This window comes from Acidovorax sp. DW039 (assembly GCF_037101375.1).
Lineage (GTDB): Bacteria > Pseudomonadota > Gammaproteobacteria > Burkholderiales > Burkholderiaceae_C > Acidovorax.
Map to the genome: position 1 here is coordinate 4,113,144 of NZ_AP029019.1, position 19,774 is coordinate 4,132,917.

General features: G+C 65.7%; 19 protein-coding genes. 3 read left to right on the top strand and 16 right to left on the bottom strand.

Features of this window, described 5'->3' with window-relative positions; all coding sequences use genetic code 11:
- Positions 1-217: 217 nt before the first annotated feature.
- The 7 genes from AACH87_RS18390 to AACH87_RS18420 all read right to left on the bottom strand — a co-directional run bounded on the left by AACH87_RS18390 (position 218) and on the right by AACH87_RS18420 (position 6,366).
- Positions 218-886 (bottom strand): 3'-5' exonuclease, encoded by a 669-nt coding sequence (locus tag AACH87_RS18390; protein WP_338795974.1) that lies wholly within the window; start codon positions 884-886, stop codon positions 218-220.
- A 2-nt stretch (positions 887-888) separates the two neighbouring features.
- Positions 889-2,706: a DUF294 nucleotidyltransferase-like domain-containing protein gene (locus tag AACH87_RS18395; RefSeq protein WP_338795975.1), complete on the bottom strand. Its 1,818-nt coding sequence runs from the start codon at positions 2,704-2,706 to the stop codon at positions 889-891.
- A gap of 167 nt (positions 2,707-2,873) precedes the next feature.
- Positions 2,874-3,533, bottom strand: coding sequence for a 2-hydroxychromene-2-carboxylate isomerase (locus AACH87_RS18400; protein ID WP_338795976.1), 660 nt, complete (start codon positions 3,531-3,533; stop codon positions 2,874-2,876).
- Between the two features lie 47 nt (positions 3,534-3,580).
- A complete protein-coding gene (locus AACH87_RS18405; protein ID WP_338799011.1) occupies positions 3,581-3,805 on the bottom strand; it encodes a DUF1289 domain-containing protein in 225 nt (74 codons plus the stop codon).
- A 47-nt stretch (positions 3,806-3,852) separates the two neighbouring features.
- Positions 3,853-4,380, bottom strand: coding sequence for a YbaK/EbsC family protein (locus AACH87_RS18410; RefSeq protein WP_338795977.1), 528 nt, complete (start codon positions 4,378-4,380; stop codon positions 3,853-3,855).
- A 62-nt stretch (positions 4,381-4,442) separates the two neighbouring features.
- On the bottom strand, positions 4,443-5,351 hold the full coding sequence (locus tag AACH87_RS18415; protein WP_338795978.1) for a hydroxymethylglutaryl-CoA lyase: 909 nt from the start codon (positions 5,349-5,351) through the stop codon (positions 4,443-4,445).
- A 97-nt stretch (positions 5,352-5,448) separates the two neighbouring features.
- Positions 5,449-6,366, bottom strand: a complete 918-nt coding sequence (locus AACH87_RS18420) for a LysR substrate-binding domain-containing protein (protein WP_338795979.1) — start codon at positions 6,364-6,366, stop codon at positions 5,449-5,451.
- 98 nt (positions 6,367-6,464) lie between these two features.
- Between AACH87_RS18420 and AACH87_RS18425 the strand changes: the two genes are divergently transcribed.
- From AACH87_RS18425 to AACH87_RS18435, 3 genes are all read left to right on the top strand, one after another.
- Positions 6,465-7,448: a 3-hydroxyacyl-CoA dehydrogenase NAD-binding domain-containing protein gene (locus tag AACH87_RS18425; RefSeq protein WP_338795980.1), complete on the top strand. Its 984-nt coding sequence runs from the start codon at positions 6,465-6,467 to the stop codon at positions 7,446-7,448.
- The gene (locus AACH87_RS18430; RefSeq protein ID WP_338795981.1) at positions 7,445-8,302 is read left to right on the top strand and encodes a 3-keto-5-aminohexanoate cleavage protein; all 858 of its coding nucleotides are present in this window, start codon (positions 7,445-7,447) and stop codon (positions 8,300-8,302) included. The genes AACH87_RS18425 and AACH87_RS18430 overlap by 4 nt, the downstream gene beginning before the upstream one ends.
- 68 nt (positions 8,303-8,370) lie before the next feature.
- Entirely contained in the window at positions 8,371-9,399 is a 1,029-nt protein-coding gene (locus AACH87_RS18435; RefSeq protein WP_338795982.1) for a tripartite tricarboxylate transporter substrate binding protein, read from the top strand.
- Between the two features lie 24 nt (positions 9,400-9,423).
- Here the strand turns inward: AACH87_RS18435 and AACH87_RS18440 are convergent, their stop codons facing one another.
- From AACH87_RS18440 to AACH87_RS18480, 9 genes are all read right to left on the bottom strand, one after another.
- Entirely contained in the window at positions 9,424-10,344 is a 921-nt protein-coding gene (locus tag AACH87_RS18440) for a glyoxylate/hydroxypyruvate reductase A (protein ID WP_338795983.1), read from the bottom strand.
- A 46-nt stretch (positions 10,345-10,390) separates the two neighbouring features.
- Positions 10,391-12,409: an acetyl/propionyl/methylcrotonyl-CoA carboxylase subunit alpha gene (locus AACH87_RS18445; protein WP_338795984.1), complete on the bottom strand. Its 2,019-nt coding sequence runs from the start codon at positions 12,407-12,409 to the stop codon at positions 10,391-10,393.
- Positions 12,410-13,129 (bottom strand): DUF4126 domain-containing protein, encoded by a 720-nt coding sequence (locus tag AACH87_RS18450; RefSeq protein WP_338795985.1) that lies wholly within the window; start codon positions 13,127-13,129, stop codon positions 12,410-12,412. It lies immediately after the preceding gene.
- A gap of 174 nt (positions 13,130-13,303) precedes the next feature.
- Entirely contained in the window at positions 13,304-14,083 is a 780-nt protein-coding gene (locus tag AACH87_RS18455) for an enoyl-CoA hydratase/isomerase family protein (RefSeq protein WP_338795986.1), read from the bottom strand.
- A complete protein-coding gene (locus AACH87_RS18460) occupies positions 14,080-14,598 on the bottom strand; it encodes a DinB family protein (protein WP_338795987.1) in 519 nt (172 codons plus the stop codon). Before AACH87_RS18460 ends, AACH87_RS18455 begins: the two co-directional genes overlap by 4 nt.
- Positions 14,595-15,530, bottom strand: a complete 936-nt coding sequence (locus tag AACH87_RS18465; protein WP_338795989.1) for a dienelactone hydrolase family protein — start codon at positions 15,528-15,530, stop codon at positions 14,595-14,597. Before AACH87_RS18465 ends, AACH87_RS18460 begins: the two co-directional genes overlap by 4 nt.
- 26 nt (positions 15,531-15,556) lie before the next feature.
- The gene (locus tag AACH87_RS18470) at positions 15,557-16,435 is read right to left on the bottom strand and encodes a dienelactone hydrolase family protein (RefSeq protein ID WP_338795990.1); all 879 of its coding nucleotides are present in this window, start codon (positions 16,433-16,435) and stop codon (positions 15,557-15,559) included.
- A 22-nt stretch (positions 16,436-16,457) separates the two neighbouring features.
- Positions 16,458-18,065, bottom strand: a complete 1,608-nt coding sequence (locus tag AACH87_RS18475) for a carboxyl transferase domain-containing protein (protein ID WP_338795991.1) — start codon at positions 18,063-18,065, stop codon at positions 16,458-16,460.
- Between the two features lie 14 nt (positions 18,066-18,079).
- Positions 18,080-19,774 carry an AMP-binding protein gene (locus AACH87_RS18480; protein WP_338799012.1) on the bottom strand — a complete coding sequence of 565 codons (1,695 nt, stop codon included), beginning with the start codon at positions 19,772-19,774 and terminating at the stop codon, positions 18,080-18,082.

Below are 19,774 nucleotides of genomic sequence, written 5' to 3' on the forward strand. Positions count from 1 at the left end.
GAGTGGCATCACGACATGTCGGGGTCACCGCCAAAGCCGGGATTACAACTGGGGAAATTTTAGGTGTTACACCACCTTGCACTTCTGGCAATTTGCTGTTCAGCTTTCAATTTATGCATTTACGCAACAAATTGAGGACACCCCGTCAAAAATTCGCCACATTTTGAGTGGGTGGAATTATCAATTTCGCCACAACCAAGCACTACACGCCAGCGCGTCAGTCAGATCTCAGGTGCCGTAATTTGACGAATGCGAGGCCTGCCATCACGGCGTCGTTCAATGCATCGTGGGCTTCACGTATAGGCAGGTTCAGGTCTGACATGAGGGTGCTCAGGCGCAGGTCGATATCAGCGTTGGCTTGCTGCTGGTAGGGCGGGAGCTGCTGGAACTTGTAGTCGTAATACAGCGCAGAGATTTCAACGCACGGCTGGGGCAAGCCAAACCCCAACAGCGGGCGCACCGCGCGATTGAGCATGGCTACGTCAAATTCCAGGTAGTACCCCACCAGCGGGCGGCTCCCGATGAACCGCAGCAACTGCACCACGGCCTCATGCAGCGGCAATCCGCCTGCCAGATCCTGACTGCGCAGGCGGTGAATGCGCACACTGCCCGCAGACACGGCCCGTTCTGGCCGCACCAGCAACTCCAGCCGCTCACTGGTCAGCAGGCGATCGCCCACGATGCGCACGGCGCCGATCGAGACGATCTCATCATGGCGCACGTCCAGCCCGGTAGTCTCACAATCCAGCGCGACCCATTCCTCGGGAGGCGGTGGCAGCAGCAGATCCTGAAACCGGGCGTCCCGCAATCTGTGGCTGAGCCAATGCCGACGCAACCTGTCCCACCCCGGCAGCAAGGCAGGACGTTGCCCATCCAGGCCCCGCATGCTCACAGCGCCCCCAGGTGAAAACGTGTGCGCAGCAGTTGCTGGAACCGCTTGACGACGCCCAGCGCGTCCTTGAGCAAATCACGGTCCAGGCTGCTGAGGTGCTGCACAGACACGGTCCCCGTCACCGGCCGGGCCTGCTCTTGTTCTGCCAAGCCTGCCTTCAGTTTGAGGGCCATGAAGACGTGCAGCGCTTCCAGCACGTCCTCCCCCTCACCTGGCGACAGGGCTCCCTGCGCGACCAGGGCTTGCACCCGTGCGACGGTGGACGTAGCCCGCACGTGGTGCGCCAATGCCAGGCTGCGCACTCCATGCAACAGCGGAAACAGCCCTTCCTTCTTGAGATGCAGCGGTGCGGGCGCTTCCCCCAGCGAGAACAGTTTGCTCAGCCATCCGCCGTGGGTGCCAAAGGCATCCATGGCCGCAGCAAAGCGGCTCAGCAGTGCATCGTTGTCCGTGGCCAGCTGGTGCAGACCCTCACTCACCTGGGCCAGCAAATCCGCATCACCCGCCACAGCATGCGCATCCATGAAGATGGCCAGATGCATGAGGTTGTCGCCTGCGGGCTGCCACACCCACTGGCGCAGCATGGCGGCAAAATCTTTGGCAGTGCGCCGCCAGGCAGGGTTGCTGAGCATGATGTGCCCCGGGCAGGGCGGGTAGCCAAACTGCCCCAGCGCCTGCGAAAAGCGCTCGCAAATCCCCTGCAAGTCTTCAGGCGGCATGTAGCCGTCCCGAAGAATCAGCCCGTTGTCCTGGTCCGTCTTGAGCAACTGCTCGCCCCGCCCTTCGCTGCCCATCACAAACAGGCAGCTGTTGGCGACCAGGTCGGCTGGGGCAATCAACTGCCACGCCCGCTCAAACAGCCGGGCGTTGAGCTGCTGCACCAGCCGCGCAATCAGCTCCACGCGGGAGCCACTGCGAAACAGCTGCGCTATCACCTTGGTCATCTGCGATGCCGCCTGCCCCAGGCTCTGCAGGTCACGCGCCTGCTCGATCTGCAGGGTCACGATGTGTGACTGGTTGGACAGATAACTCAGCAGGTCCAGCGCCTCCAGCACACCCAGCATCACGCCGCCCTCTTCCACCACCAGCCGGTGGATGCGGTGGCGCAGCATAAGGGCCATGGCGTCCCCCAGCAATTCGGTAGAGCGCACTTCAATCAACGGATAGCGCGCCCAGTCCCCCACCGGCATGGACTGCAGAGGCCGCCCATCCAGAATCGCCTGCTGCAGCAGGGTGCGGCTGAAGATGCCCTTGCGTGCTGCGGCCTCATCACACACCACCACGCTGGAAGTGCGCTGCTCGCGCATCAGGCGCACCACGCTCAGGATGTCGGTATGGGCAGGCACGCTGTGCACAGGCCGCAAAAAGGCCTCGCCCACCCGCGACAGGCTCAGCGAAGGCAGCTCACGCGGTTGCTGGCGCTCGGCCAGCACGCTCAGCTTGTGGCCCAGGTCGGCAAACAGCAGTGCACCAAAAGTGGCATTGCTCGCAATCAGCTCAATCACCGTATGCCGCGCCAGCTGATAGGCCACCACCTCCTGCGCTGCCACAAAACGGCTGCTGACGCGGCCCGCCACCAGGCTGCGGCCGTCAAAGCAATCATCCGGGCCCAGCGTGGCGACGGCATCCCCATCGTCCAGCTGCTGCACGTAGCCCTTGACGATGACAAACAGGTACGCGGGCGTATCCCCCGGCTCCAGAATGGCCGCGTGCTGCGGAAAGTAGGCAATGTCCACGCTGGCCCGCACCCGGCGCTGCTCGTCCGGATCCAGGCAATCAAACGGCGACAGGGAAAACGGGAAGGCGTTGGGCATACGGGGCTGTCTCCACGGATTTCGAAGAACCCGACAGAGCCATTGCACCACCCACCGCTTGCAGGGGCCTTGCAGAACGTGGCGGTATGTAGCGCCACAAAGACATGACCAAATCCGGCCCTAGCGCTTACTCAGAAAGCGCAGGCAGCTACCAACTCAATAGCAGATCAGTCTTTGGCTTTGGCGGGGAGCCCTGAGGACACCTGGGCGGCAGCCTCCCAGTCGGGGCCTTCAAACCACGCGTCGCCATCCAGGTAGGCACGCAGCATGGGCAGGCTGTCCAGACCCCAGAAAAGCTTGCCGTCCACTTCAAACGCTGGCACCCCAAACACCCCCGCCGCTTGCGCGGCCTCGGTGTTGGCGCGCAGCAGTGCCTTGGGGGCGTCGCTGTGCATGTCTTGCCCAGGGCGCTGTTGCTGGGCCAGCTGCTCTGCCAGGGCGGCCAGCCTGCCAACGTCCAGCGCGTCCTGTCCACCTTGCCACACATGGCGCAGCACCGCGCCCGCCACAAAGCGGTTGATGTAGCCATCGTCGCTGCAGGCCAGCGCCTGGCGCAGCAGGGGCAGCGGGTTGAACGGGTGGCGCGCGGGCATCTGCAGCGGCGTGCCCTGCGCGTGGCCCAACCACACCACATGGCGGTAGGTCCAGCCCCGCTTGGGGGCAATGCCCGCAGGCCCTGGATTGCCGTGCTGCTGCAGCAAGGCCCCCAGCAGCACCGGTTTGTAGAGCACCTGGTAGCTCAGCCCCTCCAGCACTGCGGGCAGGCGTTCATACGCCAGCCAGGCATAGGGCGACACAAAGTCCAGGTAGAACGTGATGCGTTTCATGTCGGGGCCTCTTCGTCAAAGCGCGGGCAAAACTCAGCGGGGAAGACTCAGCGATCCAAAGCGGCAGGCAATGGCACACCCGCCCGCTGCAGCAGCGTCACCCAGATGGCACGCCGCTGGGCGCTGTCCGCTGCAGACCATGCGCGAATCTCGTCGATGGTGCGAAAGCACCCCGCGCAGCGGGTGCGGTCATCCGTGAGCCGACACACCGAGATGCAGGGCGACGGCACCACCTCGTCAGAGTTCAGATCAAAATAGCCCCCATCGCTCATCAATTGAGCGCGGGCTGCTATCGATTCAGTAGCAGATGGCGTGACGCTCATGGGTTCCCCTGCGTTCCTGCTGCGGAGGCTGGGGCTTGCACCACATCCACCACCGGTGCACCGGTCAGCCGCTGCAAGTCGTTGGGGTGGAGCGGAAACACACCATGCGGGTGCCCCGCAGCCGCCCACACCACATCAAAGCGCAGCAGGTCCTGATCGATCAGCGTGACCGGGGGCGTGGCATGGGCCACGGGAGAAACTCCGCCAATCGAAAAACCCGTGCGGCTCTTCACGAAATCGGCATCGGCCCGGCCAATCTTGCCCACATGGGCTTCCACCTTCTTCTCGTCCACCCGGCGGTCGCCTGATGTGACGACCAGCACGGCCACGTCGTCGCTCTTGCGGCGAAAGATGATGCTCTTGGCAATCTGGCCGACGGCAATGCCCAGGGCATCGGCCGCCTCCTGGGCGGTGCGGGCCGAGTTGTCCAGCATGCGCGGGGCATGCGGATGGCCTTTCTCCTGCAAGGCGGCAGCCACGCGCTGCACGCCGTCGGGCAAGGAGGTCAGTTCACTTCCACACATAGCTTCATTCATCCTTGTGAACCCCAGCCGTGCGCTGCGCCCGGCACCACCTGCCGGGTCGCTCAGCCCGCGCGCTTGGCCAGCAGGGCGTTCGCGACGCGGGACTGGGGCTTGCGATCCAGAAAGCCGCTAATGTACGCGCCCGCGTCAATCAGGCGATCAAGGTCAATCCCGGTGTCAATGTCCATGCCGTGGAGCATGTAGACCACATCCTCCGTCGCTACATTGCCCGTGGCACCCTTGGCATAGGGGCACCCCCCCAGGCCCGCCACGGACGACTGGAAGTTCCACACCCCCAGCTCCAGCGCAGCCAGGGTGTTGGACAGCGCCTGTCCATACGTGTCGTGGAAGTGGCCCGAGACTTCATCCACGCCAAAGTGCTGCAAGGTCGCCTCGATGGCACGCTGCACCTTGCGCGGTGTACCCACACCAATGGTGTCGGCCACATCCACGCGCTGCACGCCAATACCCTTGAGCAGGCCCGCCAGATAGGCCACACGCTCAGGGGCGATGTCGCCCTCGTACGGGCAACCCACGGTGCAGCTCATGGCGCCACGCACGCGGATGCCGGCGGCCAGCGCCGCCTGCACCACGGGCGCGAAGCGCTCGATGCTCTCGGCAATGCTGCAGTTGATGTTGCGCTGGCTGAAGGCCTCGCTGGCCGAGCCAAAGACGACGATCTCATCGGGCTTGTCCAGCACGGCCGCCTCAAAGCCCTTGAGGTTGGGCGTGAGGACCGAATATGCGACGCCGCTCTGGCGGGTGATGCCCGCCATCACCTCGTGGTTATCGGCCATCTGCGGCACCCACTTGGGGCTGACGTAGCTGGTGACTTCGATCTCTTGCAGGCCCGCCTGCTGCAGGCGGTGCACCAGCTCGATCTTGACAGCGGCGGGCACCGGGGTCTTTTCGTTCTGCAGGCCGTCACGGGGGCCAACGTCGATGAGGCGGACACGGGAGGGAATGCTCATGGGGCTACCAAGGGTGGACAAGGAATGCCGCCATTGTCTCGCCAGCGCCGCCACAGAGCCACCTCATATCGTGCCAGACCATACGCCGGACGCGCCATCAGCCAGCCTGGGCGCCATCGCCCTCAACCTCTTGCCGCAGCAGCGCCACCATGGCCTGCGCCGCCAGCGACAGCGGCCGGCCGCGCAACGTGATCAGCCCGATGGGCCGGTGCAGCACGGGCGCCTTGAGCGCGCGCGTCACCACCTCGGGCCTGCGCACCACCTGGGCAGCCAGCTCGGGCAGCGCGCTCACCCCCAGCCCCGCCGCCACCATGGCCGCGATGGTGGCCAGGTGCTCCACCTCGTAGCGGGGTTCAAAGCGGATGCGGTGCGTCAGCAAAGCTTCTTGCGCGTATTGCCGCACGCTGGTGCCCGCGGGCATGGAGATGTGGGGCAACTCGGCCACATCGGCCCAGGCCACGGCGCCCCGCCCACGAGCCAAGGGGTGCGTGCGCGGCAGCAGCAGCACAAACCGGTCGGACACCAGCGGGGTGTAGTCCAGGTCCGCATAGGCGGGGTTGGCGGCGGTGAGGGCAAAGTCCACCCGCCCGGCGCGCACCATGTCAAACGCCGGGCCCGCCAAGCTGTCGATCAGCTCCATCTGCACGCCCGGGTGCTGCGCGGCAAACCGGGCAAAGGCCCGTGGCACGGCCCCGGCGGCCAGCGACGGCAGCGCCGCCAGCGCCACACGGCCCACCTGCAGCTGCGCTACCTCTTGCACGCGGCGCACGGTCTCCTCCATCTGGTGGCGCAGAAAGCGCGCCTGCTCGGCAAACACCTCGCCCGCCAGCGTGAGCTGCACGGTGCGCGTGGTGCGCTCGAACAGGCGTACGTCCAGCATCTCCTCCAGCCGCGCCACCGTGCCCGACACCGCCGATTGCGACAGGTGCATCTGCAAGGCCGTGCGCCGAAAGCTCAGCGTCTCGGCCAGCGACAGGAACACATCCACCTCGCGGGCGGACCAATTGATCTTCATAGCCGATCAGTCTATCGAAAAAGACGTCTGGACCGCGCAATGCAGGCTCCCTAGACTGCATTGCACGCAAGCACGCTCAGCAAGAAACAGGAGACACGATGGAAACAAGTTCGCCTCGCAACGCACGCACCGTGGTGGTGGGCGGAGGCACCATGGGGGCCGATGTGGCCGTGGTTCTGGCGCGCGGGGGCGCCCACGTGACGGTGATAGACCCGCACACCGAGCGCCGCAACCGGCTGCTGCCCCACATCGCCCAGGAGCTGACCACCGCCGGCCAGGCCGCCCATGCCGGCCCGGTGCAGGTGTGCGCCTCGCTGCAGGAGGTGGACTGGACCGGCGTGGTGCTGGTGGTCGAATGCATCACCGAGCAGCTGGCCGCCAAGCAGCAACTGTTTGCGGAGCTGGAAGCCATCGCGCCCGCCAACGCGGTGCTGGCCAGCAACAGCTCGGGCTTTCCTATCAGCGCCATTGCCAAGGGGCTAGCCACGGCGCAGCGCATGCTGGGCCTGCACTTCTTCATGCCCGCCCACCTGGTGCCGTTGGTGGAAGTGGTGCTGGGCGAGCGCAGCGACCCCGCCCTGGGTACCTGGCTGCACGCCTTCATGCGGGGCTGCGGCAGCGTGCCGGTGCTGGTCAAGAAAGACAAGCCGGGCTTTCTGGCCAACCGCATGCAGCATGCGCTCTCGCGCGAGGCCTTTGCCCTCATCGACGAAGGCATTGCCTCGCCGGAGGACGTGGACGCCGCCGTGCGCTTTGGCTTCGGCTTCCGCTTTCTGGCGGCGGGGCCGGTGCTGCAGCGCGACCATGCGGGCATTGAGGTGCACACCGCCGCCGCGGCCACCATGTACCCAAGCCTCTCCAACACCGACATACCCGCCCAGGCCCTGCGCGACAAGGTGGCCCAGAGCCAGTTGGGCATGAAGACGGGCAAGGGATTTTTCGACTGGCCCGAAGACCGCAAGCAGGCCGAGCGCGCGCGTTACGACACGCTGCTGCGCCAGGGCCTGGCACTGCTGGCCAGCGAACTGCCCACCATCGAGCCCCCTACCGACGCTGCCCCCAAGACCGGAGATCGTTCATGACCACCTCGCCCACATCACCCATGACTCCTAGCCAGTGGGCCGACCCGCTGATCGTGACCGTGGCCCCCAACGGCGCGTACAAACAGCCCGCTGACCACCCGGCCGTGCCCATCAACCCCGCCACGCTGGCCGCCACAGCCAAGGCCTGCCTGGATGCGGGCGCAGCCATGCTGCACATGCACATCCGCGACGCACAAGGCCGCCACAGCCTGGATGTGGAGGGCTACCGCGAGGCCCAGCGTGTGGTGCGCCAGGCCGTGGGCGATGCCATGGTCATCCAGATCACCAGCGAAGCCGCAGGCGTTTACCAGGCCCCAGCGCAGATCGCCATGGTGGAGGCGTTGCAGCCCGAGGCCGTATCCATCGGCCTGCGCGAGGTGGACAAGCCCGAGATTGGCGAAGCGGGGCTGCAGCGCTTCTTCACTGGCCTGGCCCAGCGCCGCACCATGGTGCAGGTCATCCTGTACGACGTGGCCGACCTGCGCCGCTGGCAGGCCTTGCGCACCAGTGGCGTGGTGCCAGATGCGCCGTGGTTCCTGCTGTTTGTGCTGGGCCGCTACAGCGCGGGCCAGACTTCCAGCCCGCGCGATCTGCTGCCATTTTTGAACGCCCACGACAGCAACGAACCCTGGGCCGTGTGCGCCTTCGGGGCGGCCGAGAACGCCTGCGTGGCCGCCGCTGCCGTGTTTGGCGGTCATGCCCGCGTGGGGTTTGAGAACAACCTGCTGTGCAAGGACGGCAGCGTTGCGCCCGACAACGCCGCACTGGTGCGCCAGGCGGTGGAAGCCGCCAATGCGCTGGGCCGCCCCCTGGCCACCGCCGCCGATATCCGCCAGCGCTTTGGCGCGGGCTGAAAACACCCACTGTTCACCGACAACAACCCGCGTCAGACGGGACGGACCCATCCCCCACAGGAGACAACATGCAACACCACTCCACGCTTTCCTTCGCGCAGCGCGCCACCCGGCGCACCCTGCTGCACGCCGCCTGCGCCGTGCCGCTGGCCCTGGGCTTTGCAGGCCAGGCCGTCGCGCAAACTGCCGCCAGCAGCTGGCCCAGCAAGACCATCCGTTTCGTGGTGCCCTACCCGCCCGGCGGCCCCACCGACCTGATGGCGCGCATGCTGCAGCCCGAGCTGCAAAGCCGGCTGGGTGTGACGGTGATTGTGGACAACAAGGGCGGCGCGGGTGGCAACACCGGCAGCGCCGAGGTGGCCAAGCAAGCCCCTGCCGACGGTCACACACTGCTGCTGGCAGCCAGCGGCCCCATGGCGGTGAACGCATCGCTGTACAGCAGCATGCCGTTCAACCCGTTGACCGACCTGGCCCCGGTGGTGCAACTGTCCGCCTTTCCGCTGGTGCTCGAAGTGCATCCCTCCCTGGGGGTAAAAACGCTGGCGGAGTTTCTGGCCATGGCCAAAGCGGGCAAGCCGGTGCTCAGCTACGCCTCAGCGGGCAACGGCACACCCCAGCATCTGGCGGGCGAGCTCTTCAACAGCACGCTGGGCGTGAAGCTGGCGCACATCCCGTACCGGGGCGCAGGCCCGGCTCTCAACGATCTGATCGGCGGCCAGGTCAATGTGATGTTTGACATTGTGGGCAGCTCACTGCCCCACATCCAGGCAGGCAAGCTGATACCGCTGGCCGTGACCTCCAGCGAACGCGCCAAGGTGCTACCCAATGTACCCACCTTGGCAGAGGCTGGCGTGCCGGGCTACCAGATCACCGGCTGGCATGGCATTGCCGTGCGGGCAGGCACACCCCAACCCATCGTCGACAAGCTCAACGCCACCGTCAACGCCATCTTCAAGGAGCCCGCATTCCGCGCCAAGTGGGAGGCCATTGGCACCCCCGTGGTGGCGGGCAGCGCTGCAGACTTTGGCGCGCTGATCAAGACCGATGCCCAGCGCCTGGGCAAGCTGGTGCGCGATGCGGGCGTGACGGTGGACTGAGCCGATGGCCGCCAGCCCCATCGCTCAGTAACCCCGCACGGGGTCCACCACCCCGGCAATCGCCTCGCCCCTCTGCAGAGCGCCGATCTTGCGGGCAATCTGGGCAATGCTCTCCTCGCGCAAGGTCCGCGCCGAAGTGTGGGGAGTGATGGTGATCTGGGGGTGGTTCCAGAAGGCGTGCCCCTTGGGCAGCGGCTCGGTGCGGAACACATCCAGCGTGGCACCCGCCACATGGCCGCTGGCAATGGCGGCCAACAGGTCCTCTTCCACCAAGTGTGCACCGCGCGCCACGTTGATCACGTAGGCGCCGGGCTGCAGCCGGGCCAGTGTGTCCTTGTTGATCACGTCGGTGGTGTCAGGCGTGAGGGGCAGCAGGTTGACCAGCACGCGGCTCGCCGCCAGAAAGTCGTTGAATTGCTCTGTGCCGCTAAAGGCCCGCACGCCCTCGATGGCCTTGGGGCTGCGGCTCCAGCCGTTGACAGGAAAGTCGAACTGCGCGAGCGCCTTGGCCACGCGCTCACCCAGCACGCCCAAGCCCATCACACCGATGGGGAAGTCGCTGCGCAGACGTGGTTTGCGGTAGCCCCAGCGCCCGGCGGCCATATCGGCCTCGTAGCCATTGAACTCGCGGAAGTGGCGAATGACGGCGTGGCATACATATTCGGCCATCTGCACGGCCATGCCTGCGTCATCCAGCCGCACCACCCGCGCCTGCGGTGGCAAGCGCAGCTTGAGCAAGGCATCCACCCCGGCACCAATGTTGAACAAGGCCTTGAGGGCTGGTTGCTCATCCATGAACTGTTGGGGCGGCGCCCACACTACGGCGTAATCGGCCTGGGGCGCCCCAGGTTGCCACACGGAAATATCAGCGCCAGGCAGCGCGGCGGACAAGCCCTGGAGCCAGGGCTCGGGCTTGGCATCGGTACAGCAAAAAGTGATTTTCATGGGCACCGAGCGTACCGCTTGCCGCGCGATGGCGCTGTCACCTGCTTCACGCAGCGGCAAGCTTGAGCAGCTCTGCCCCCTCGGTCACTTGGTCGCCAGGGGCGTACAGCAGCTCTTGCACCACCCCATCCGCCGGGGCTGCGATGGTGTGTTCCATCTTCATGGCCTCCATCACCGCCAGTGGTTGACCCTTGGCCACCTTGTCGCCCGCCTTGACAGCGAACGACACCACCTTGCCTGGCATGGGGGCCGTCAGGCGTCCGCCCTCGGCGGCTGATTCGCCGGAATGCGCCAGCAGATCAATGGCCGTGATCTGTGTGGCCCCCAGCGGTGTGAAGATGTGGTCCACCTCGCCCTGCGCATACACAGCAACACGCGTGCGCTGGCCCGCAAACTCCAACTCCACACCCTGCGCCAGCGCTCGGAACTGGAGCAGCCCCGCCACTTGCGCAGCGCCCTCATCCACCGCCAGATGCAGGCTGCCACCGCGCTCATAGGTCAAAAGCGCCTTGGCATGCTGCCCACCAAACTCAAATTCAAAGCGGCGCTGTACCACAGCATGGGAATGGAAACCGTCGCGGCGGCTGAAAGGGTCTGCGCCTTCACTGGCGCGCTCTTTCAGCAAGGTCTGCGCCACCGCTGCGGCCGCTGCCAGCGGCAGGCCCACGGGTTCCTGATGGAACAGCACGGCCTGCTCGCGCTGGATCAGCGCCGTATCGAGCTTGGCCTGGGCAAACGCCTCGGTGCGCGCAACGCGGCGCAAAAACTGCACGTTGGTCGCCAGCCCCACGATGTGAGTCTGCGCCAGTGCCTCGTCCAGCCGCGCCAGTGCCTGCTCGCGCGTGTCGCCGTGCACGATGAGCTTGGCCACCATGGAGTCGTAGAACGGGCTGATGGCATCGCCCTGGCGCACGCCAGAATCCACGCGCACCGAACCCCGCTCGAAGGTCACGCACTCGGGCAAGGCATACACATTCAGCGCGCCGGTGGCGGGCAGGAAGTTGTTGTCGGGGTTCTCGGCGCAGATACGCGCCTCGATGGCATGACCGGTGATACACAGGTCTTCCTGCTTGAGTGGCAGCGGCTCGCCAGATGCCACACGCAGCTGCCACTCCACCAGGTCCAGCCCGGTGATGGCCTCGGTCACGGGATGCTCCACCTGCAGGCGGGTGTTCATCTCCATGAAGTAGAACTTCATCTGGTCGGGCCGCTCGTAGCCGCCCGGCTGCTCCACGATGAATTCCACCGTGCCCGCGCCCACGTAGTTCACCGCCTTGGCGGCGGCCACGGCGGCCTCGCCCATGCGGGCGCGCAGCTCGGGCGTCATGCCAGGGGCAGGGGCTTCTTCCAGCACCTTCTGGTGGCGGCGCTGCACCGAGCAGTCTCGCTCGAACAGGTACACACAATTGCCGTGCGTGTCGCCAAACACCTGGATCTCGATGTGGCGGGGACGCTGCACGTACTTTTCGACCAGCACTGCATCGTCGCCAAAGCTGTTGATGGCCTCGCGCTTGCAAGATTCGAGCGCGGCAGCGAAGTCCTCGCTCTTGTCCACCGCCCGCATGCCCTTGCCGCCGCCGCCTGCGCTGGCCTTGATGAGCACGGGGTAGCCGATGCGGTCGGCCTCGCGCTGCAGCAGCGTCGGGTCCTGGTCGCTGCCGTGGTAGCCGGGCACCAAGGGCACACCCGCCTTTTCCATGAGCTGCTTGGACTCGGCCTTGAGCCCCATGTCCTTGATGGCCGAGGCGGGCGGGCCGATGAAAACCAGGCCCGCCGCTGCGCAAGCCTGTGCGAAGTCTTCGTTCTCGCTCAGGAAGCCGTAGCCGGGGTGGATGGCCTGTGCGCCTGTGGATTTGGCCGCCTCAATGATGCGCTCCCAGCGCAGGTAGCTGTCTTTGGGCGCGCTGCCGCCGATGTGCACGGCTTCGTCACACACGGCGACATGTTTGGCATTGGCGTCGGCATCGGAATACACCGCAACGGTCTTCACGCCCAGGCGCTTGGCGGTGGCGGCGACACGGCAGGCGATCTCGCCGCGATTAGCGATCAGTATTTTTTTGAACATTTAAGCCACCTTGGCAGAACCAGAAAAGAAAGAAGACAAGCGCCGCAGCACGGCGCGCAGAAACTTGAACAGCACCACCAGCAGCAGCGCAGACACCACCACCATCACGACCAGTGCGATACCAAACGCCACTGGGTGCTGGGTGGCCAGCCACACCACCGCCACCACCAGGCCATCTTCCAAGAACGACAAGCCCCAGTTCGAAAAGGGTTCTGGCGAGGTGTTCACCGCCGCCCGCGTGGTCATCTTGGTGGCCAGCGCGGTGGCCGAGAGTGAGCCCCCCAGTAACCCCGCCACCACAGCCATCGTGGCGTTGTCGGCGCCGAACACGCCATAAGCCAAAGCCGCCCCGGCTGGCACGCGGATGAAGGCATTCAACGCATCCCACACGCTGTCCACCCAAGGCACCTTGTCAGCAAAGAACTCCACCACCAGCAGCGCGCCACTCACCATCAGCACCAGAGGGCTTTGCAGCACAGCCAGGCCTGGCGGCAGGGGCATCCAGCCCAGCACGCCCATCATTCCCACCAGAAACACCACGGCATACAAGCGGAACCCGCTGGCCCAGCCCAGGGCCGCAGCCAGCGCCAACAGACCGGGCATATCCAGCCGCGCAGTGGCCGTGGCGGCGGCATCGCCCACGGCACTCGCCGTGCCGCCGTCGATATGCAGCCCCACGGTGTGGAGCCACTGCACGATGTGGAGCCAGAGGGTGTCCATGTCAGTAGCACTCCCCGGCACAGCGAAAGATGGTTGACCGTAACAACTGGCGCGCACCAGGCGCAGGACGCCGAGCAAGGGCCGCCCCGCAGCGAGGGCGTCGCCCCCCTGCCCGCTGAGCGCAGCACAGCGAGAGCGGGGGGAAGGCGCGCAGCGCCTCAGGGGGGTGTCGGCTCATAACCAGTTGGGCTTGCGTTTGTTCAGGAACGACTGCACGCCTTCCTTGCCCTCGTCGCTGGCGCGGATGTCGGCAATGCCCTGCACCGTGGCAGCAATCAACCCGGCGTTGATCTCCCGCTCGGCCACGTCAATGACCAGCTTCTTGCACACGCGCACGGCGTTGGGGCTGGCGGCGGTCAGGGCCTTGAGCAATTCGTCCACTTTGGCGTCGAGCTGGTCGACAGCCACCACCTCGTGCACAAAGCCGATGCGCAGCGCCTCCGCCGCGCCAAAGCGCTCGGCCGTGAGGAAGTAGCGGTGCGCAGCACGCGCGCCCATGGCGCGGATCACATAAGGGCTGATGGTGGCAGGGATGAGCCCCAGTTTCACCTCGCTCAGGCAAAAGCCTGCCGAGTCCACGGCCACGGCCATGTCGCAAGCCGCCACCAGGCCCATGCCGCCCGCGTACACATCGCCTTGCACGCGGGCGATGGTGGGCTTGGGGCATTCGTAGATCACCCGCAGCATCTCGGCCAGCTTGCCAGCGTCCTGCACGTTCTCGTCGCGGGTGTAGTCGGCCATGCGGCGCATCCAGTTCAGGTTGGCACCTGCGCAAAAAGCGGGGCCTTCCGCCGCCAGAACCACGGCGCGCACTTCGGCGCGGCTGCCCACCTCGGCGAAGGCGGCAGTGATCTCGGCAATGACTTCATCACTGAAGGCGTTTCGGATCTCGGGCTGCGTCAGGGTGATGCGCGCGACCGCGCCTTCGTATTGGATTTGCAGGTTGCTGCTCATGATGGTGTTGCGGCCTGCTCGGCGCGCAAAAAATAGACAAGGTCGAGTACCGGGCCATCGTGACCCAGTGCGGTCAGTGCCGCAGTGATCTGTCCACGGTGGTGCGTGCCGTGGTTGAACACATGCGCCAGGGTGGCGCCAAAGGGCAGCGATACCGCCTCGCCCTTGGTGGTGGTGTAGGACAGATCGCCTTCCCAGCGATCAGCGGGCCAGCTGGCCAGCAGTGGTGCCCAACGGGCTGCACCATCGCGCAGGCGCTGCGCCAGCCGAACGCGGTCGGGCTCGGCCTCAGCATCCAGCGAGAGGCTGGGCGAGCGGCCCTCAGAAAACCGAACAAACCACAGCAGGTGCTCCCCCACCAGCAGGTGGTTGAGGGTGCCGTGGATGCTGCGGAAAAACAGCCCCACGTCACGGCGATAGTCCTCATCAGGCAGCACCGCCACCGCATCCAGCAGGCGGGCCGTAGCCCACTGGTTGTAGCGGGCCAACTGGCTGAAATGTTGTGTGGCGTTCATGGTGCCTTCCGGGCGCCCAGCACCCGGCTCCAGAAAGATTGCAGCGCGGCCAGAGATTCGGTGCGCGCCTGGGGGTTGCCGCCCTGGTGCACCCCTTGGGCGGATGTTCCGTTGGGCACATCGCCTCGCAGGCGCACGGGCTCTTTGCCGTCAAAGCCGTGGTAGCTGCCTTCGTAGACATGCACCGTCACGTCGCTGCCAGCCCGCTCCTTGAGGGTCTGGGACCAGTCCACGCAAGGCTGCGCGGGGGTCCAGTCGTCCAGCGCTCCCAGTTGCATGAGCAAAGGCGCGGACTCTACCGCCGCACGCCGCTTGAGCAACGGGCCACAGCCGGGATAAAACACCGCAGCCCCGGCCAGCGGTGGCTCGCCCGCCTGCGGGTGGATGTGGCGCTGCTCCAGCAGGTTGAGTGTGGTGGTGCCCCCGTTGGACCAGCCCATCACGCCGATGCGCTGGGCGTCCACGCCCGGCTGCGCAGCCAGCCACACCAGTGCGGCGCGCGCGTCCTGCACGCGGTCGTTCACGTTCAGGCTGCGGTCGCTGTAGCGTGTCTGGCACACCTCCCGCAGGCCACGGGAGCCAAAGCTATCGGGCAGCAAGACGGCATAGCCCGCAGCATGCAATGTCTCAGCAGTCTCGCGGTAGCGGGATGACAAGGCCCCGCCCTTGGCGTACAGCCCACCGCAGCCATGCAGGGCCATGACAGCGGGCTGGGCAGAGGCACCGGCCAGCCCCTCAGCCTGTGCGGCCTGCGGGGCTGGCAGCCAGTGGGCACGCAGCACCACACCAGAGGGCAAAGGGATCTCCACACGCTGCATGGAACCCGACTGGGGAGTCGATTGCGCCCACGCTGCCATGGCACTGCCGCACAGCGCAGCCGCCCAGGCCAGTCGCTTGATGGCTTGTGGAATCGAGGAAGAAAAGAAGGGCATGTCGGTTCTTTCAGTGGCTCAACGCTTCAGGGACGGCTTACGGCCTTGAACCCGTTGGCGTCCAGAAACTCTGACACCGCTGGCTGCCAGACCTCCGGAAAACGCGTGAAGAGGGAATGCCCGTCTTCCCCATGCGGCGGGAACTGCACAAAGCGGGCCTTGCCCCCCGCCTGGGTGAAGGTGGCATGCCATTGCCTGGGCAGTTGCGGGCCAAAGAACATGTCGTTCTCGGTGTAGATCCAGAGCATGGGCACACGAGCCTGCGCTCCGTATTGCGCATAGGTGCGATCCAGCGCGGCCTGCGAGCAGGGGTTCTGCGGCCGACCCTTGGGGTCGCCACCACTGCCCCCGGCAAAGTTGATGGCGGCCTGCACGCCGGGCGGGTTCATGGCCGCCAAGGCCACCGTGCTGGCCCCGCCAAACGATTGGCCGATCACCAGCACGCGGTCCGGGTCCACATCGGGGCGCTGGCGCACTGCGTTCAGCGAAGCCACCATTTGCTGGGCTGCCGCAGCGAAGCCGGGCGGAAAGTGGCGGTTGTTGCAGGCCCCCGTGTCTTCCACATCTTCTCCACCACTGGCACCGTAGCCCACACGGGTGGGCACGACCACCACAAATCCCCGGCGCAGCAGGTAGCGGGATGCATCGGTATAGCGTGCGCGGCCCAGGGCTGCGCGCCCCTGCGCGTCGGGCGCCCGCCCGTGGTTGACGATGGCAATGGGCGCTGGCCGGGGGTTGGAATCATCAGACCACACCGTCACGCGGATGTTCTGCGCAACCTCCTTGCCCCAGATGTTTTTCACCTGGACGGGTACATCCATCTGCTCTTCCACCACGCGGGCATGCGCCACACCTGTGGCAGTCGCCAACACCCATGCCAAACCACCAAACCACCACGCGCGCATGCCTTGCTCCCTTTGAACGTGTTTACATGCGGAAGATACCGAACTTGGTGTCTTCAATCGGCGCATTGCGCGTGGCGGCCAGGCCCAGCGCCAGCACGCGGCGTGTGTCGGCGGGGTCGATCACGCCGTCATCCCACAGGCGGGCCGTGGCGTAGTAAGGGTGGCCCTGGTCTTCATACTGGCGGCGGATGGGGGCCTTGAAGGCTTCTTCTTCCTCCATGCTCCACTGCCCGCCCTTGGCCTCAATGCCATCGCGCTTCACCGTGGCCAGCACGCCAGCGGCCTGCTCGCCGCCCATCACGCTGATGCGCGCGTTGGGCCACATCCACAAGAAGCGTGGGCTGTACGCGCGGCCGCACATGCCGTAGTTGCCCGCGCCAAAGCTGCCGCCGATGATGATGGTGAACTTGGGCACGCTGGCCGTGGCCACGGCCGTGACCATCTTGGCGCCGTTGCGGGCAATGCCTTCGTTTTCGTACTTGCGGCCCACCATGAAGCCGGTGATGTTCTGCAGGAACACCAGCGGGATCTTACGCTGGCAGCACAGCTCGATGAAGTGCGCGCCTTTGAGGGCCGACTCGCTGAACAGGATGCCGTTGTTGGCGATGATGCCGACCATCATCCCTTCGATGCGCGCAAAGCCCGTGACCAGCGTGGTGCCGTAGCGCGCCTTGAACTCGTCGAACTCGCTGCCATCCACGATGCGGGCAATGATCTCGCGCACATCAAACGGCTTGCGTGTGTCCACAGGGATCACGCCGTACAGCTCCTCCGCTGCAAATTTAGGAGCTACTGGCGCTTGATCCGCGGGCGCTGGAGGCTTGTTTTTATTCAAATTGCGCACGGCATTGCGCGCCAGCTGCAGCGCATGCAGGTCGTTCTGCGCCAGGTGGTCTGCCACGCCCGACAGGCGCGTGTGCACATCCCCACCGCCCAGGTCTTCAGCACTCACCACCTCGCCCGTGGCGGCTTTGACCAGCGGTGGGCCACCCAAAAAGATCGTGCCCTGGTTCTTGACGATGATGGACTCGTCGCTCATGGCGGGCACATACGCGCCGCCCGCCGTGCACGACCCCATCACCACCGCGATCTGGCTGATGCCCATGGCGCTCATGTTGGCCTGGTTGAAGAAGATGCGGCCGAAGTGGTCGCGGTCAGGGAAGACCTCGTCCTGATTAGGCAGGTTGGCGCCGCCCGAATCCACCAGGTAGATGCAGGGCAGGTGGTTCTGCTGCGCCACTTCCTGGGCACGCAGATGCTTCTTGACGGTGAGCGGGTAGTAGGTGCCACCCTTCACCGTGGCGTCGTTGCACACGATCATGCAGTCCACGCCGCTCACGCGGCCAATGCCCGCGATGAGCCCCGCGCTGGGTGCGTCGTTGTTGTACATGTTCAGCGCAGCCAGCGGCGCGAGTTCGAGGAACGGCGTGCCGGGGTCCAGCAGCATCTGCACGCGCTCGCGCGGCAGCAGCTTGCCGCGTGCAGTGTGCTTGGCGCGGGCAGCTTCGCCGCCGCCCTGGACCACTTTGTCGAGCTGGGCGCGCAGGTCATCCACCAGCGTGCGCATGGCGGCGGCATTGGCCAGAAAGTCCGCCGAGCGGGCGTTGAGTTGGGTGTCGAGAATGGTCATACGGTGTGGCTCGTTCAAGCAGTCTTTTGTTCTTCCAGGCCCAGCAGATCCTTCATCTCGTCGCGGATCTTGAACTTCTGGATCTTGCCCGTCACCGTCATCGGAAAGTTGGTGACAAAGCGGATGTAGCGCGGCACCTTGTAGTGCGCAATCTGGCCCTTGCAGAAGGCGCGGATGTCGTCCTCGGTCGGCTTCGTGCCGGGCTTGGCGATGATCCAGGCGCAGAGTTCTTCGCCGTACTTCTGGTCGGGAACGCCCACCACCTGCACGTCCTGCACCTGCGGGTGGCGGTACAAGAATTCTTCGATCTCGCGCGGGTAGATGTTCTCGCCGCCACGGATCACCATGTCTTTGATGCGGCCGACGATGTTCACGTAGCCCTCGGCGTCCATGGTGGCCAGGTCGCCGGTGTGCATCCAGCCGCCCTCGTCAATCGCCTCGCGGGTCTTGGCCTCGTCACCCCAGTAGCCGTGCATGACGGAGTAGCCCTTGGTACAGAACTCGCCGCGCTCGCCACGGGGCACGGTGGCACCCGTTTCGGGGTCCACGATCTTGATCTCCAGGTGCGGCTGTACCTGACCCACGGTCGATACACGCTTGTCCAGCGGCGTATCGGTGCTGCTCTGGCAGCTCACGGGGCTGGTCTCTGTCATGCCGTAGGCAATGGTGATCTCGCGCAGGTGCATCTGCTCCACCACGCGCTTCATCACCTCGGTGGGGCAAGGCGATCCGGCCATGATGCCGGTGCGCAGCGTGCTGAGGTTGAACTCGGCAAAGCGCGGATGGTCCAGCTCGGCAATGAACATGGTGGGCACGCCGTGCAGGCCGGTGCAGCGCTCGTCCTGCACCGTTTGCAGCACGGTGAGCGGGTCAAACCCGTCGTTGGGATACACGATGGTCGCGCCGTGCGTAAAGCAGGCCAGGTTGCCCAGCACCATGCCAAAGCAGTGGTACAGAGGCACGGGAATGCACAGCCGGTCTGCGGGCGTGAGCTTCATGCACTCGCCGATGAAGAAGCCGTTGTTCAGGATGTTGCGGTGCGTGAGCGTGGCCCCCTTGGGGAAGCCCGTAGTGCCGCTGGTGAACTGGATGTTGATGGGGTCGGTGGCCTTGAGCGTGGCTGCGACTTCTCCCAAGCGCGGGTCAGCCGCGTTGCCGCGTGCGATCAAATCCGTAAAGCGCAGCAGGCCGGGCTCGTCAACGCCCTGCCCCGCCTCATCGATCCAAACCACCGTCTTCAGCTGCGGCAACTTGGCCGCACGCAGGTGGCCCGGCTGCTGGCCCTGCCACTCGGGCGCCAGCTCGCGCAGCATGCCCAGGTAGTCGCTGGTCTTGAAGCGCGCCATGCTCACCAGCAGCTTGCAGCCCACCTTGTTCAGCGCGTATTCCACCTCGGCCGTGCGGTAGGCCGGGTTGATGTTGACCAGCACCAGGCCCACCTGCGCGGTGGCCAACTGCATCAGCACCCATTCGGCGTTGTTATGCGACCAAATGCCCACGCGGTCCCCCGGCACCAGCCCCAAGCCCAGCAGTGCGCTGCCCAGGCGATGCGCCTCGGTCTGCAACTGGGCGTAGGTGTAGCGGCGGCCCTGGTGCTTGCTGACCAGCGCCTCGCGCTCGGGCTGGCGGGCCACCATGTCGGCAAAAAAGGCACCGATGGTCTGCTCGATCAAGGGAGTGTCGGTCGCACCGTGTGCGTAGCTCTCCAT